The organism is Streptomyces sp. NPDC006602, assembly GCF_042870385.1.
Classification (GTDB): domain Bacteria; phylum Actinomycetota; class Actinomycetes; order Streptomycetales; family Streptomycetaceae; genus Streptomyces.
In genome coordinates this window covers 276,934-291,240 of the sequence record NZ_JBIAHG010000011.1, presented here as the reverse complement: position 1 = coordinate 291,240, position 14,307 = coordinate 276,934, and the positions used below count along the sequence as shown (strand labels likewise).

12 protein-coding genes are annotated in these 14,307 nt (G+C 70.3%); 3 read left to right on the top strand and 9 right to left on the bottom strand.

What is annotated here, in order from left to right; translation table 11 throughout:
- Window positions 1-390 precede the first annotated feature (390 nt).
- Window positions 391-1,398: a stage II sporulation protein M gene (locus ACFYO2_RS27340; protein ID WP_388354210.1), complete on the bottom strand. Its 1,008-nt coding sequence runs from the start codon at window positions 1,396-1,398 to the stop codon at window positions 391-393.
- A 133-nt stretch (window positions 1,399-1,531) separates the two neighbouring features.
- Here ACFYO2_RS27340 and ACFYO2_RS27335 point away from each other — a divergent pair, with 133 nt between their 5' ends.
- Window positions 1,532-2,626 (top strand): RDD family protein, encoded by a 1,095-nt coding sequence (locus tag ACFYO2_RS27335; RefSeq protein ID WP_388354208.1) that lies wholly within the window; start codon window positions 1,532-1,534, stop codon window positions 2,624-2,626.
- A 79-nt stretch (window positions 2,627-2,705) separates the two neighbouring features.
- Here ACFYO2_RS27335 and ACFYO2_RS27330 read toward each other — a convergent pair whose 3' ends face one another.
- Both ACFYO2_RS27330 and ahcY read right to left on the bottom strand, forming a co-directional pair.
- Window positions 2,706-3,320, bottom strand: coding sequence for a hypothetical protein (locus ACFYO2_RS27330; protein ID WP_388354205.1), 615 nt, complete (start codon window positions 3,318-3,320; stop codon window positions 2,706-2,708).
- 171 nt (window positions 3,321-3,491) lie between these two features.
- On the bottom strand, window positions 3,492-4,949 hold the full coding sequence (gene ahcY, locus ACFYO2_RS27325; protein ID WP_388354203.1) for an adenosylhomocysteinase: 1,458 nt from the start codon (window positions 4,947-4,949) through the stop codon (window positions 3,492-3,494).
- A gap of 470 nt (window positions 4,950-5,419) precedes the next feature.
- Between ahcY and ACFYO2_RS27320 the strand changes: the two genes are divergently transcribed.
- Entirely contained in the window at window positions 5,420-7,498 is a 2,079-nt protein-coding gene (locus ACFYO2_RS27320; RefSeq protein ID WP_388354201.1) for a fructose-specific PTS transporter subunit EIIC, read from the top strand.
- 110 nt (window positions 7,499-7,608) lie between these two features.
- Here ACFYO2_RS27320 and ACFYO2_RS27315 read toward each other — a convergent pair whose 3' ends face one another.
- The 6 genes from ACFYO2_RS27315 to ACFYO2_RS27290 all read right to left on the bottom strand — a co-directional run bounded on the left by ACFYO2_RS27315 (window position 7,609) and on the right by ACFYO2_RS27290 (window position 13,585).
- Window positions 7,609-8,589, bottom strand: coding sequence for a cation diffusion facilitator family transporter (locus ACFYO2_RS27315; RefSeq protein ID WP_388354198.1), 981 nt, complete (start codon window positions 8,587-8,589; stop codon window positions 7,609-7,611).
- 110 nt (window positions 8,590-8,699) lie between these two features.
- Window positions 8,700-9,851, bottom strand: a complete 1,152-nt coding sequence (gene manA / locus ACFYO2_RS27310) for a mannose-6-phosphate isomerase, class I (RefSeq protein WP_388354195.1) — start codon at window positions 9,849-9,851, stop codon at window positions 8,700-8,702.
- 65 nt (window positions 9,852-9,916) lie between these two features.
- On the bottom strand, window positions 9,917-11,044 hold the full coding sequence (locus ACFYO2_RS27305; RefSeq protein WP_388354192.1) for an SIS domain-containing protein: 1,128 nt from the start codon (window positions 11,042-11,044) through the stop codon (window positions 9,917-9,919).
- A 64-nt stretch (window positions 11,045-11,108) separates the two neighbouring features.
- Window positions 11,109-11,279, bottom strand: coding sequence for a Trm112 family protein (locus ACFYO2_RS27300; protein WP_007382472.1), 171 nt, complete (start codon window positions 11,277-11,279; stop codon window positions 11,109-11,111).
- A 256-nt stretch (window positions 11,280-11,535) separates the two neighbouring features.
- Window positions 11,536-12,900: a phosphomannomutase/phosphoglucomutase gene (locus tag ACFYO2_RS27295; protein WP_388354188.1), complete on the bottom strand. Its 1,365-nt coding sequence runs from the start codon at window positions 12,898-12,900 to the stop codon at window positions 11,536-11,538.
- 235 nt (window positions 12,901-13,135) lie between these two features.
- The gene (locus ACFYO2_RS27290) at window positions 13,136-13,585 is read right to left on the bottom strand and encodes a DUF3499 domain-containing protein (RefSeq protein WP_388354185.1); all 450 of its coding nucleotides are present in this window, start codon (window positions 13,583-13,585) and stop codon (window positions 13,136-13,138) included.
- 272 nt (window positions 13,586-13,857) lie between these two features.
- Here ACFYO2_RS27290 and ACFYO2_RS27285 point away from each other — a divergent pair, with 272 nt between their 5' ends.
- Entirely contained in the window at window positions 13,858-14,307 is a 450-nt protein-coding gene (locus ACFYO2_RS27285; protein ID WP_388354244.1) for a metallopeptidase family protein, read from the top strand.

Genomic DNA, 14,307 nt, shown 5'->3' with positions numbered 1-14,307 from the left:
CTCAAGGAACGGACGCTTCCTTCGTACTCACCCTCTCGGGCTTTCCTCCGGGCGCTTCCCTTCGGTCTTGCGTTTCCGACTCTACCAGATCCTTTTCCGATCCGATTTCCTCGGTGCTTTCCAGGTTCCCGCTCTCGCGTTTCCCTTTCCGGCGCTTCCGACATTATCAGAACTTTTCAGCCGGTCAGACCGGCCGCTCGTTTCCGATTTATCGGGAGGGGGCTTCTTTGGAATCAATGTTCCTTGAAGCCAGACAGACACTCACTGTCGCCGAACCAGATTGCTACCGGGCTCCAGACAACTGTTTAAATCTACCTCCCCGAGAGCTCCGTGTCAACGGAGCTCTTGGGGCGAAGGAGACAGTAGCAGCCCTGCGAGGGTGAACGCACATCAGGCGGCTGTCGGGACGGTGGCGCTGCGTTCCGCCGCCTCCACGTCGCCGGTGTCTCCGTCGCGGGCCGCACGGGCGCCCAGGATGTAGACGTACGCGAGGAAAGCCGACTCGGCGGCGATGCCTATGCCGATGCGGGCCCAGGTCGGCAGGCCGGAGGGGGTGACGAAGCCTTCGATGGCACCGGAGATGAAGAGGACGAGCGCGAGGCCAATCGCCATGCCCACGGCGGCTCGGCCCTCCTGCGCCAGGGCTGAGCGTCGGGAGCGCGGGCCGGGGTCGATCACCGTCCAGCCGAGGCGCAGCCCTGTGCCGGCAGCGACGAAGACTGCGGTGAGTTCGAGCAGGCCGTGCGGAAGGATGAGGCCGAGGAAGGTGTCGAGGCGGCCAGCCGAGGACATCAGGCCGATGCCGACGCCGAGGTTGAGCATGTTCTGGAAGAGGATCCAGAGGACCGGGAGGCCCAGGAAGACACCCAGAACCAGGCACATTGCCGCGGCCTGGGCATTGTTCGTCCAGACCTGGGCGGCGAAGGAGGCTGCTGGGTGGCTCGAGTAGTACGTCTCGTACTGGCCGCCGGGGCGAGTCAGCTCGCGCAGTTCCGTGGGGGCCGCGATGGAGGACAGCACTTCGGGGTGAGTGCCGATCCACCAGCCCAGGACGGCCGCTACGGCCGTGGACAGGAGCGCTGTGGGCACCCACCAGTGGCGCGACCTGTAGACCGCGGCGGGAAAGCCGTGGGTCAGGAAGCGGGTGGCGTCGCGCCAGGAGGCGCGGCGGGTGCCTGTCACGGCACTGCGCGCGCGTGCCACCAGTTGGCTGAGCCGACCGGTCAGCTGCGGGTCGGGGGCGCTGGACTGGATCAGGGAGAGATGCGTGGCGGTGCGTTGGTAGAGGGCGACGAGTTCGTCGGCCTCGGCGCCCGTGAGGCGACGCTGGCGACGGAGCAGCGCGTCGAGGCGGTCCCACTCGGCCCGGTGGGCGGTGACGAAGACGTCGAGGTCCATCGGTCTGCCTGCTCCTCGGCTGGTCGTCGGCGGTTCGTCGTGAGGTCAGCTTGTCGTACTGCGACGCGATGCGCCCTCAGCTTGGCAGACTGACTCTTCTCGGGGCAGGTCAGGGGAAGGACGGCGGACAGACGTGAGTGATCTGGTGACGGGCGAGGCGGTGGCGCTTGAATTGCGGCCCGCGAAGCTGCCCAGCAGGGCGTTGGCCGTGCTGATCGATCTGGCCGTGGCCCTGACCGCCTACATCCTGGTGACCATCGCTCTGGTGGCCTCCACCGCTTCGCTGGACGAGGCGGCCCAGGTCGCGTTGTCGATCGCCGCGTTCCTTCTCGTACTGGTGGGGGCGCCGATCGCGGTGGAGACGCTCAGCCACGGGCGTTCGCTCGGGAAGCTGGCGTGCGGACTGCGGGTGGTTCGGGACGACGGCGGGCCGATCCGGTTCCGGCATGCGCTGGTGCGGGGAGCGGTCGGTGCCGTCGAGATCCTGATGACGTTCGGAGTCGTCGCCTGCATCGCGTCCCTCGTCTCGGAGCGCGGGCGTCGGCTCGGTGACGTGTTCGCGGGGACCCTGGTCGTACGGGAACGGGTGCCGGCATCGCGGATGGGCTTCGTGCCTCCGCCTCCGCCCTGGCTGGCCGGGCGTTTCTCGGCGCTCGATCTGTCGGCGGTACCGGACGGCTTGTGGCTTGCGATCCGCCAGTATCTGACGCGGATGCAGCAGTTGGATCCGCGGGTCGGTTGGGCCATGGCGGAGCGGCTCGCCGCTGATCTCACGGTCCGTACGGGCGCGCCGGCGCCGCCGGACGTGCCGCCGGCCGCGTATCTGGCGGCGGTCGTGCAGGAGCGGCAGGCGCGGGAGGCTCGTCGGGCCTTCGGCGCGGGTGCGGCTGTGGGCGGGGCGCCGGTCGGTGCCGGGTACGTGGGTGGTCGGCCGGGCGTCGGTGGTGGGCCGGGTTTCGGCGGTGCGCCGCATGCTGCCGGTGCGCCGGGTATGTACGGACCTCCGGCGGTACCGCCGGCGGTGGCCGCTGCTCAGCCCGCCGCGCAGAGCGCGTGGATCACGCCGGCGGGAGGAAGCGGGGAGGCCGTGGCTCCGATGGGCGGTCAGGCGCAGGGCGGGAGCGGCGGTGAGCCGGAGATGCCGGTGCAGTCGCCCCAGCCTTCGGCTCCGCCCCGTGAGACGACGGCTGCCGATCGTCCCGGCACCGGGTTCGTGCCGCCTGCCTGACGCAGTGGGGCGGTTGCGGGGTGGGCGGGTAGTCGCTCGGCGAGCTTCCGGGCCCGGCACGTGCGGCTGACGTCTTCGCTCAGGCGAACGCCGACGGCGGGGATTCGAGGTCTTCCAGCTCGATTCCGGGTGCCGCGAGGACCACGTCGCCGGCGATGTGAACGGTGTGCTGCTCCCCCGTGTCCAGGGCTGTGACCTGGTATTCCTCCACGGTCAGAGGGCCGTTGTCAGTGGCGTGTGCTTCTCTTTTCAGCAGGGCCCAGGACTGGTCCACGGTACGCGGTGCGAGGACCGGGTCCGTGAAGGCGACGAGGCGTACGCGGGTTGCTGTGGCGGAGGGGGTGAGGCGGAGGAGACGGGTGGTGGCGACGAGGAATGCGGGGGATGTGCCGGTGAAGGCATGGGCGGGGACGTTGCCTTCTGTGGCATGGGTTCCGGTGGGGTCCGTGCGGACCCAGGTGACGCCGTCGAGGGCGGCGCCGCGGACCTGCCAGCTCGCGGCGTGCAGTTCGAGGCGGATGGGACGGCCGAGTTCGTCGAGGGTGAGGTCGACGGAGCCGCTGTGGTCGCCCGAGGGGGTGGTCAGTTGAGAGACGTAGCGCCAGCCGGAGGGGCCGGGGGCGCAGTTGAAGTGCTCTTCCGCGAGGGGGGTGTGATCGTGCGGATCGTGGAGCGAATAGCGACCGCGGGGCATGGGGGTCCTGGTCCTGGGGCTTGACTCGTGCTCGGTGAGCGGGCTGGTCCGGCCGCAGCGGCCAAAGGGGCAGGCCCCCGGCACGGGGGTGCGGGGGCCTGCCTCGAAGGACCTGCTGTTGCGGGAGCGCGTCAGTGCACGGACGTGCTCGTCGCGAGCCGGGGTGTCGGCTCAGTAACGGTAGTGGTCCGACTTGTAGGGGCCCTCGACCTCGACGCCGATGTACGCCGCTTGCTCCGGGCGGAGCGTGGTCAGCTTCACGCCGAGCGCGTCCAGGTGGAGGCGAGCGACCTTCTCGTCGAGGTGCTTGGGCAGCACGTAGACGCCGGTCGGGTACTCGTCGGGCTTGGTGAACAGCTCGATCTGGGCCAGGGTCTGGTCCGCGAAGGAGTTGGACATCACGAACGACGGGTGGCCGGTGGCGTTGCCCAGGTTCAGCAGGCGGCCCTCGGAGAGGACGATGAGCACCTTGCCGTCGGGGAACTTCCAGGTGTGGACCTGCGGCTTGACCTCGTCCTTGACGATGCCGGGGACCTTGGCGAGGCCGGCCATGTCGATCTCGTTGTCGAAGTGGCCGATGTTGCCGATGATCGCCTGGTGCTTCATCTTGGCCATGTCCGAGGCCATGATGATGTCCTTGTTGCCGGTCGTAGTGATGAAGATGTCGGCCTTGTCGACGACCTCGTCGAGGGTCGTGACCTGGTAGCCGTCCATCGCCGCCTGGAGGGCGCAGATCGGGTCGATCTCGGTGACGATGACGCGGGCGCCCTGTCCGCGCAGGGACTCCGCGCAGCCCTTGCCCACGTCGCCGTAGCCGAAGACGACCGCAGTCTTGCCGCCGATGAGGACGTCGGTGGCGCGGTTGATGCCGTCGATCAGGGAGTGGCGGCAGCCGTACTTGTTGTCGAACTTCGACTTGGTGACGGCGTCGTTGACGTTGATCGCCGGGAACAGGAGGGTGCCGTCGCGCTGCATCTCATACAGACGGTGGACGCCGGTCGTGGTCTCCTCGGTCACGCCGCGGATCTCAGAGGCGACCTGAGTCCACTTCTGCGGACTCTCAGCCACCGTGCGGGTCAGCAGCTGGAGGAACACCCCGTGCTCCTCGGACTCGGCGGTCTCGACGTCCGGGACCTTTCCGTCCTTCTCGTACTCGACGCCCTTGTGAACGAGCATCGTGGCGTCGCCACCGTCGTCCAGAATCATGTTCGGGCCGCCGGTGGGGGTGTTCGGCCAGGTCAGTGCCTGCTCCGTGCACCACCAGTACTCCTCCAGCGTCTCGCCCTTCCAGGCGAAGACCGGGATGCCCTGCGGGTTGTCGGGCGTGCCGTTCGGACCGACGGCGATGGCGGCGGCCGCGTGGTCCTGGGTGGAGAAGATGTTGCAGGAGGCCCAGCGGACCTCGGCGCCCAGGGCGACCAGGGTCTCGATGAGGACCGCGGTCTGGACGGTCATGTGCAGGGAGCCGGTGACACGGGCGCCGGCCAGGGGCTGCGCCTCGGCGTACTCCTTGCGGATCGACATCAGGCCGGGCATCTCGTGCTCGGCGAGAGTGATCTCCTTGCGGCCGAATTCGGCCAGGGAGAGGTCGGCGACCTTGAAGTCCTGTCGGTTGTCGACAGTCGTCATACGAGCTGCTCCTCGGGATTTTGGGTCGAGGTGGGTACGGCTGGTCTGCGCGGCGGCGGACACAGGGGTGCCCCGAAGGAGGACACAGGCATGCCCGCGTGCGCGCAGCACAGTCCGTCGGAGGCCCTCTCTCCCTCGGTCGGTCCGCGAAGGGACCGCCCGACCGCCATCAGCAGCGACGTCTGGCTCCGACCCAAGCTACACCGGTGGACCCGGCCGTCCCCAGTCCGCCTCCGAACACATCACGCCGATCACGGAGTGTCGTCGGCATCGGTGGTGGGCGGCCGTACAGCGACAACAGGACACCTACGGACGGGAGGGCAGAGCTCAACAGACTGGGACAGGAAGGGACTTTCGCACCTTGAGCGTCGGCGTGGGTGTTGCAGGATGCGGGTAGATCGGGACCTCTGATCGATCCTGTGGGGCGTCCGGGACGGCGTTCCGCGGGACAAAGACGTTAGGAGATCAACGTGACAAGTCCGGCCGGCCCTCCCCCCACGGGCAGCGGCGATGGCGAGCGCAGGCGGCTGAAGCTGCTCGCGGTGACCGCGTGTCCGACCGGCATAGCGCACACGTACATGGCGGCGGAGAAGCTCGCGCAGGCCGCCGAGAGCCGCGGTATCGACATGAAGGTGGAGACGCAGGGATCCATCGGGGCCGAAAACGTCCTCGACGACAACGATGTCAGCACCGCGGACGGCGTCATCGTCGCCGCGGACAAGGACGTGGACCTGAGCCGTTTCGTGGGCAAGCGGGTCCTCACTGTCGGGGTGGCGGAGGGCATTCACCATCCCGGGCGGCTGATCGAGCGGGTGCAGTCGGCGCCGGTGCACACCGAAGGTGGCTCGATCAAGCCCGTTGCCGAGGGCCTCGGCAAGGAGCGGAGCGTCGGGTACAAGGCGCTGATGAACGGGGTCAGTTACATGATCCCGTTCGTGGTGGTCGGCGGGTTGCTGATCGCCGCCTCGCTGTCGCTCGGCGGGCACACCGACCCGTCCGGAGGCCTCGTCATCCCGAAGGACTCCTTCTGGATGGACGTGAACAACATCGGCGTCATCGGCTTCACGCTGATGGTCCCGATCCTGTCCGGATACATCGCCTACGCCATCGGCGACCGGCCCGCGCTCGTGCCGGGCATGATCGGTGGCTGGATCGCCAATACCGGGTCGCTGTACGACTCCAAGGCGGGCGCCGGTTTCATCGGGGCGATCGTGACCGGGTTCCTCGCCGGGTATCTGGTGTTGTGGATCAAGAAGGTCAAGGTCCCGAAGTTCGTGCAGCCGATCATGCCGATCATCGTGATCCCGATCGTGGCCACGACAGCGCTCGGCTTGTTCTTCATCTACGTCATCGGGAAGCCGATCTCCTGGGTCTTCGAGCACCTGACCGACTGGCTCAGCGGGATGACCGGCACGAGCGCGATCCTGCTGGGCGCGATTCTCGGTCTCATGATCGCGTTCGACATGGGCGGACCGGTCAACAAGACGGCCTTCCTCTTCGGCGCCGGGCTCATTGCGACCGGCAACCAGACGGTCATGGGCATGTGCGCGGCGGCGATCCCGGTCATGCCGCTGGGCCAGGGCCTGGCCACGCTGACACGGAAGCGGCTGTACACCGAGCAGGAGCGGGAGACGGGCCTGGCCTCGCTGTTCATGGGCTGCTTCGGCATTTCCGAGGGCGCGATCCCGTTCGCGGCGGCGCGGCCCGCACAGGTCATCCCGGCCAACATGCTGGGCGGCGCGGTGGCCGGTGCGGTCGCCGGCGTCGCCGGCGTGGAGGACGCGGTGCCGCACGGCGGGCCGATCGTCGCGGTGCTGGGCGCGGTGAGTGGCGTGCCGATGTTCTTCGTGGCGGTGGTGATCGGCACGGTGGTCACCGCGTTGACGACGGTCACGCTGGTCGACATCAGCGAGCGGAAGCGTCGGGGTGCGCCGGTCGTCGGCGGGGGCGCGCCGGGGGCCGAGCCTGCGCTGGTCGGGGTGGGCGCGGGTGCCGTCGTAGCGCGGCAGGCTGTGACCGGGACGTCAGCTGCCCCGGCGGGCGTGAGCGTTCCCGCAAGGGAGACCGCGGCGGGCGAAGCCGGCGGTCCCGACACGGCCCTCTCCGGCTACCTCACCGCGCAGACCGTGAAGGTCTCGCTCGACGCGCGTGAGAAGGAGGCCGCCGTCCGGGAGATGGCGGGGCTGCTTGCGCGTAGCGGCAAGGTGGCGGACGCGGACGAGCTGGTGCGTACGGCGTTGCGGCGGGAGGAGCAGGGCACGACCGGGCTCGGTGAGGAGATCGCGATTCCGCATGCCAAGACCGACGCGGTGACCGCGCCCGTGGTTGGGTTCGCGCGGTCCGTCGAGGGGGTCGAGTGGGGCTCCCTGGACGGGACGAAGGCCAAGCTGGTGTTCATGATCGCCGTGCCGGAGGCTGCCGCGGGCGACGAGCATCTGCGGATTCTGGCGCTGTTGTCGCGGAAGTTGACGGACGCCGGGTTCCGGGAGCGGCTGATGACCGCCGAGGACGAGGACGCTGTGCTCGGCGTGCTCGGGGACATCCGGTAGGCGCACGACGGGGGGCCCACCGAGCAACTCGGTGGGCCCCCCGTTGCCGTACGAAACGGCCTTACGAAACAGCCTTACGAGAAAGGTGTCCGAGACGGCCGTACGAGAAGTCAGTGGCCGGCGCCGTGCGCTGTCGGGCCGCCCGGGGTGGCCTCGCGGTCGGCGCCCTTGGCGGCCTCGGTCTCGCTGTAGATGTCCGGTTCGAGGTAGATGACGCGGGCGATGGGGACGGCCTCGCGGATGCGGGACTCGGCGGTGTTGATGGCGGTGGCGACCTCGGCGGCCGTGTCGTCGTGCTGTACGGCGATCTTGGCGGCGATCAGGAGTTCCTCGGGCCCCAGGTGGAGCGTGCGCATGTGGATGATGCCGGTGACGGTGTCGCCGTCGACGATGGCGGCCTCGATCTTCCGGATCTCCTCGACGCCCGCGGCCTCACCGAGCAGCAGGGACTTGGTCTCGGCGGCCAGGACGAGCGCGATGACGATGAGCAGGACGCCGATGCAGAGGGTGCCGATGCCGTCCCAGACGCCGTCGCCGGTCGCGAGGGCCAGGCCCACGCCGCCGAGGGCGAGGATCAGGCCGACGAGCGCGCCGAGGTCCTCCAGGAGGACCACCGGCAGCTCGGGCGCCTTGGCGCGGCGGACGAACTCCTGCCAGGAGTGGTCGCCTCGCAGGGGGTTGGACTCCTTGATGGCCGTCCGGAAGGAGAACGACTCGGCGATGATCGCGAACACCAGGACGCCCACCGGCCAGTACCAGTGCTCGATCTCGTGCGGGTGCTTGATCTTCTCGTAGCCCTCGTAGATCGCGAACATGCCGCCGACCGAGAAGAGGACGATCGAGACGAGGAAGGCGTAGATGTAGCGCTCGCGGCCGTAGCCGAAGGGGTGTTGCGGGGTCGCCTCGCGCTGGGCCTTCTTGCCGCCGACCAGCAGCAGGGCCTGGTTCCCGGAGTCGGCGAGGGAGTGCACGCCCTCGGCGAGCATCGACGAGGAACCGCTGAACGCGAACGCCACGAACTTCGATGCCGCGATCGCTAGGTTGGCTCCGAGTGCTGCCACGATCGCCTTGGTGCCGCCTGACGCGCTCATGTGTTCGCGTTGTCCCTTCGTACGCGGTCCCGGGCTTTGCCCGTCCTTTGCGGTGGGCCATTGTTGCAGCCCGGCATGACGACGGCGCGCGAGGGCACCGTGTGGTCGTTTCAGACGACGACGGTCGCCCGGAAGAGCGTGCCGATCCCGGACACTTCGGCCTGTTCTCCGGCGGGGACGAAGACCGACTGACCGGGGGTCAGTTCGTGCTCGCCCGCCCGGACGGTGCCTGCCGTGCAGAGCAGGATCTGCGGGGTCGCGCGGGTGAGGTCGTGGGTGGTGCTGCCCTCCGGGAGGACGTACCGGGAGAGCCGGAACTCGTCGATCGGGGTCTCGTAGACCTCCTCGCCGTCGGGGGACGCCTCCGGGCGCAGCACACCCGGGTCGCCGGCCTGGAAGCGGACGATGCGCAGGAGTTCGGGGACGTCGACGTGCTTGGGGGTCAGGCCGCAGCGCAGGACGTTGTCGGAGTTGGCCATGATCTCGACGCCGAGGCCGCTGAGATAGGCGTGTGGGATGCCGGCGCCGAGGAACAGGGCCTCGCCGGGCTGGAGTCGGACGTGGTTGAGGAGCATCGCGGCGATGACGCCGGGGTCGCCCGGGTAGTGGTGGGCGATGTCCGCGTAGGGCGCGTGGTCGCCGCCGAGGCGGGCGCAGGCGGCCGCGGCCTCGGTGACCGTGCGGGCCATCTCCTCGCGGTCGGCGGTGAGGACGGCGGTGAGGACCTCACGAAGGGCGGCATCCTCCGGCTGGGCGTGCAGGAGGTCGACGTAGGGCTTGAGGGAGTCGACGCCGAGGGCGTCGAGGAGGTCGGCGGCCTGTGCCGGGGTACGGAAGCCGCACAGGCCGTCGAACTCGGTGAGCGCGCAGATGAGTTCGGGCTTGTGGTTGGCGTCCTTGTAGTTGCGGTGCCCGGCGTCCACGGGGATGCCGCGGCGCTCCTCGTCCTCGTAACCCTCCTTCGCCTGGGCGAGGTCGGGGTGCACCTGGAGGGAGAGCGGGGCGCCGGCGGCGAGGATCTTGAGGAGGAAGGGCAGCCGGGGGCCGAACTTGGCTACGGCCTTCTCGCCCAGTTCCCGTTCCGGGGCGGCCTCGATGACCTCGACGAGCGTGCCGCGGTCGGTGCGCGAGGGCGCGCCGGGGTGGGCGCCCATCCACATCTCCGCCTGTGGTTCGCCGGTCGGCTCGGTGCCGAGCAGTGCGGGGATGGCGGTGGGGGATCCCCAGGCGTAGGGGCGGACGGTGTTGTCGAGGCGGTCCATGCTGTGTCTCTGTCTCCGTACGTACGCTGCTCGGCGGGCTCCGGTCGGAAAGGCGCGGGACCAGATCAGGCCCTCGATGCGAGCGCCAGGTAAACGGCCGCGAAATCCGTGACGGCGATCAGTTCCGCGAGGGTCTCCAGTTCGCCGCCGGGCTCCGGCTCCAGTTCGCTGATCGGCGTGTCGTGGCTGAGGGCCAGGTCACGGGCGGCGGGGGCGGCGGTGAGGCCGCCGATCGGGCGGTCGCGGAGCAGCACCACGCGCGCGTGCAGGGCGGGCGGTTCCTCGACGCGGTCGCGGAAGAAGTCCTCCGGGTCGGCGCTGGCGGCGAGCGGGCCGGCGAGCAGGGCGCTGTGCGCGGCGAGTGCCTCGGGCAGTTCGGCGACGACGGCCGGGGCGCCGGAGAGCTCGGCGAGTGCGGCGGCGAACCGACGGCCCGCGGGGCCCGCCGAGGTGCCCTCGGTCCAGATGATCGGGAGGGCGTCGGCGAGCTCGGCGGCCAGGGTCTTGGCCGCGTTGCTGTAGGTCGCGATGGCGGGCCCGCAGCGCTCGGCGATCCGGTCGAGGCGGTCGGCGACCTTCTCCAGGGCGTCGGGCGGGGCGACGAGCAGGCCGGTACGGTCCAGGAGCGCGAGAAGCGGGGTGAGCAGCGCCCACAGCACGCCGGGGGCGGACGCGGCGAGTGGTTCGTCCTGGTCGTACGGGGCGATCGCCATCGGTACGAAGAGGCCGTGGGCGCCGTCGATCGCCTCGGCGAGCGGCGAGTGGGAGGGGGCCACGGCTACGAGGCTGCAGCCGCGGCGGTAGGCCTGTTCGGCGAGCAGGGACAGGCCCGGCTCGCTGCCGTCGGGGGTGGCGATCAGCAGCAGGTCCACGGAGCCGGCCCAGCCGGGCAGCTCCCAGCGCATGGCGCCCGCCGCGGGGGCGACGCCGGTGGGGGCCAGACGGGTGACGGGGCTGCCGGCGCCGGCCAGCGTGCCGAGGAGGTCGGCGGCGTGGGTGGCGGCGGCGCCGGGGCCCGCGATGAGGACGGCTCGGGGCCGGCCGTCGGGTTTGAGGTCGCCCACGCCGGCCTCGGCGGCGTGGCGGGCGGCGGTGCGGACGCGGGCGCCTGCTTCGGCGGCGCCGCGGAGCAGACCGCGGTGGTCGGCCTCCGAGAGTGCCTCGGGGGTGTCGAGCAGCGATTCGTCGAGCATGGGCGGGCAGCCTCCGGTCGCCGGGTCGTCGGTTTCGCGGGTCTCCGGGTCGCCAGGTCGTCGCTTACGCGGGGCGGCGGGCCTCGTCGACGAGGAGGACGGGGATGCCGTCTCGGACCGGGTACGCCAGGCCGCAGTCCTGGCCGGTGCAGATCAGCTCCGTGTCCTGCTCCTTGAGGGGGGCGTGGCAGGCCGGGCAGGCGAGGATCTCCAGGAGGCCGGCTTCGAGCGGCATGGGGTGTGTCCCTTCGAGAATGCGCTGGTACGTGTGCCTGTGCGGATGTGCCTGGTCAGGTTACCGCCGGGAGGGGTGGGGTGGCGGGGGTTGGACCGGGACGAGCTGGGGTTCGAGGTTCGGCGCCCCCGGCTTCCCGCCAGGGGCTCCGCTCCGTGGACCCGGCCTGTCTGGACCCGGCCTGTGCCCAGCCACCATCCGTCTCGGTCAGTCGAGAGCTTCGGCAAAGACCGGCCAGTTCGGCAAGGACCGGCCCTCAGGCCCGGATGATTCCCAATACCTCGTCCCGAACCTTCGCCACCATCGCCTTGTCCCTCGCCTCGGCGTTCAGGCGCAGCAGTGGCTCGGTGTTGGAGGGGCGGACGTTGAACCACCAGTCGGCGGTGGCGATGGTGAGGCCGTCCAGTTCGTCCAGGGTGACGCCCTCCTGGCCCTCGTACGCGGCCTTGATGGCTGCCAGGCGGCCGGCCTGGTCGTCGACCGTGGAGTTGATCTCGCCGGAGGCGGCGTAGCGGTCGTACTGGGCGACCAGCGCGGAGAGAGTGCCGTCCTGGCCACCGAGGGCGGCGAGGACGTGCAGGGCGGCGAGCATGCCGGTGTCGGCGTTCCAGAAGTCCGCGAAGTAGTAGTGCGCGGAGTGTTCGCCGCCGAAGATCGCGCCGGTCCTGGCCATCTCGGCCTTGATGAAGGAGTGGCCCACGCGCGTGCGTACCGGCGTGCCCCCGTTCTCCTTGACGACCTCCGGCACCGACCAGGACGTGATCAGGTTGTGGATGACGATGCCCTTGCCGCCGTGCCTGGCGAGTTCGCGGGAGGCCACCAGGGCGGTGATCGCGGACGGGGAGACCGGGTCGCCCTGCTCGTCGACGACGAAGCAGCGGTCGGCGTCCCCGTCGAAGGCCAGGCCGAGGTCGGCGCCCTCCTCGCGGACACGCCTTTGGAGGTCCACGATGTTGGCCGGGTCGAGGGGGTTGGCCTCGTGGTTGGGGAAGGTGCCGTCCAGCTCGAAGTACATGGGCACGAGGTCCAGGGGCAGGCCCTCGAAGACCGTGGGGACGGTGTGGCCGCCCATGCCGTTGCCCGCGTCGACGACGACCTTCAGGGGGCGAATGGAGGTCAGGTCGACGAGGGCGCGGAGGTGGGCCGCGTAGTCCGTCAGCGTGTCGCGCCGGGTGATCGTGCCCGTCGTGGCCGCGGGGGCCGGGGCGCCCGTCTCGCTCCATCCCTCGACCAGCGCGCGGACCTCGGCGAGGCCCGTGTCCTGGCCGACCGGGGCCGCGCCCGCTCGGCACATCTTTATGCCGTTGTACTGGGCCGGGTTGTGCGAGGCCGTGAACATCGCGCCGGGCAGGTTCAGCGCGCCGGAGGCGTAGTACAGCTGGTCGGTCGAGCACAGGCCGATCTCGGTGACGTCCACACCGCGGGCTGCGGCTCCGCGTGCGAAGGCGGCCGACAGTCCGGGCGACGAGGGCCGCATGTCGTGCCCGATCACGATCGCGCTCGCGCCGGTCACCCGGACGAACGCGGCCCCGAAAAGCTCGGCGAGGGGCTCGTCCCACTGGTCCGGAACAACCCCGCGTACGTCGTACGCCTTCACGAGCTGGGAGAGATCAGCGGCCACGGCCACCCCTTCTGAAAGTCCTCTGGTCACCACAAACTACCCGCACTCACTGACCATGCGGTCTGCGGTAGCCGAGTGGACTCCCAGCCGTTACCTCAGGTCAGAAGCGGAACAGCGCCGTCAGGGCGGCATCTTGCGCAGCAGGTCCCCTGCGCGGCCGCCGAGGCCCACGGCCGCGCAGGCGACGTCGAGGTTCCGCGGCGGGATCACGCTCTCAAGAAGGGGGCCGAGCAGGTCAGTTGTCCGGGGAGCGCAGCACCCGGAGATGGCCGCGGCGCGCGACCTCCATGGGGTCCGCCCCTCGACTCCCGCCGCCACCGGCCCCGGCCGCCCGCTCCTGCGGACGGGCCGCCTCGCGCACGGCGTTGGCAAGCGCTTCCAGATCGTCGCCGCTGGGCCGGGCCGGAGCCGAGCCGTCGAGGAGGCGGACGACCTCCCAGCCACGCGGGGCGGTGAGGCGCTCGGAGTGCTCGGCGCACAGGTCGTAGCAATGGGGTTCGGCGTAGGTGGCGAGCGGGCCGAGGACCGCGGTCGAGTCGGCGTAGACGTACGTCAGCGTCGCGACGGCGGGACGGCCGCAAGCAGTGCGCGAACAACGACGTACAGGGCTCACGACGTTGGACGGTACCGCACTCTTGAGCGGGCCGCGACGACTCTCCCCGAGGCCACTCCACCGTGTCGTCATGTGAAACGCCCCACACGCCCCTCCGGCCACACCCCGCTGACCTGCACGGACACATGAGGCCGAGGGGTCGAACGGTTCTGAAACCGGTCACCACTCGGCACAAACCACGTCAATTGCCTTGAGATCGACGGTCTTGAAGAGCCATGGAATCGAGCCCAACCTTGGCTGGAATGGTCAACTGCCGACATGCCGTGGGGGATGGGCGGGAGCGGTCCCTGCCGCCGCGTGGGCGCCGGGCACGCGGCCCGGGCGGGGACTACTCTTCACCAGTGATGGACAACCCCGTACCGCCCCGTTCCGCCGGACCCGGGCCCCGCCGTCGTGATCGCCACGGTCGGGGCATGCGCGGGCCGATCGCACCGCCGCAGGTGCCGCTCGCGGCCAGCCGTGCCGAGGCGTTCGCGGACCTGGTGCAGGACTCCGTCGAGCGTCTGGAGCGGCGGTGGCCGCAGCTGGCCGACATCGACTTCCTGGTGCTCGAGGTGCCGCGGCTGGACGCGCCCGGGGAGGCCTGGAACGACGAGGCGGTTCCGATGGGCGGCACGATTCCCTCTCGGGAGGGGCGGCCGGCCCGGGTGATCGTCTACCGGCGGCCGGTGGAGATCCGCACGAAAGGGCGGGACGAGCGGGCCGCCCTCGTGCACGAGATCGTGGTGGAGCAGGTCGCCGAGTTGCTGGGGCTGACTCCCGAGACGGTGGATCCGCGGTACGGCGAGGATTGA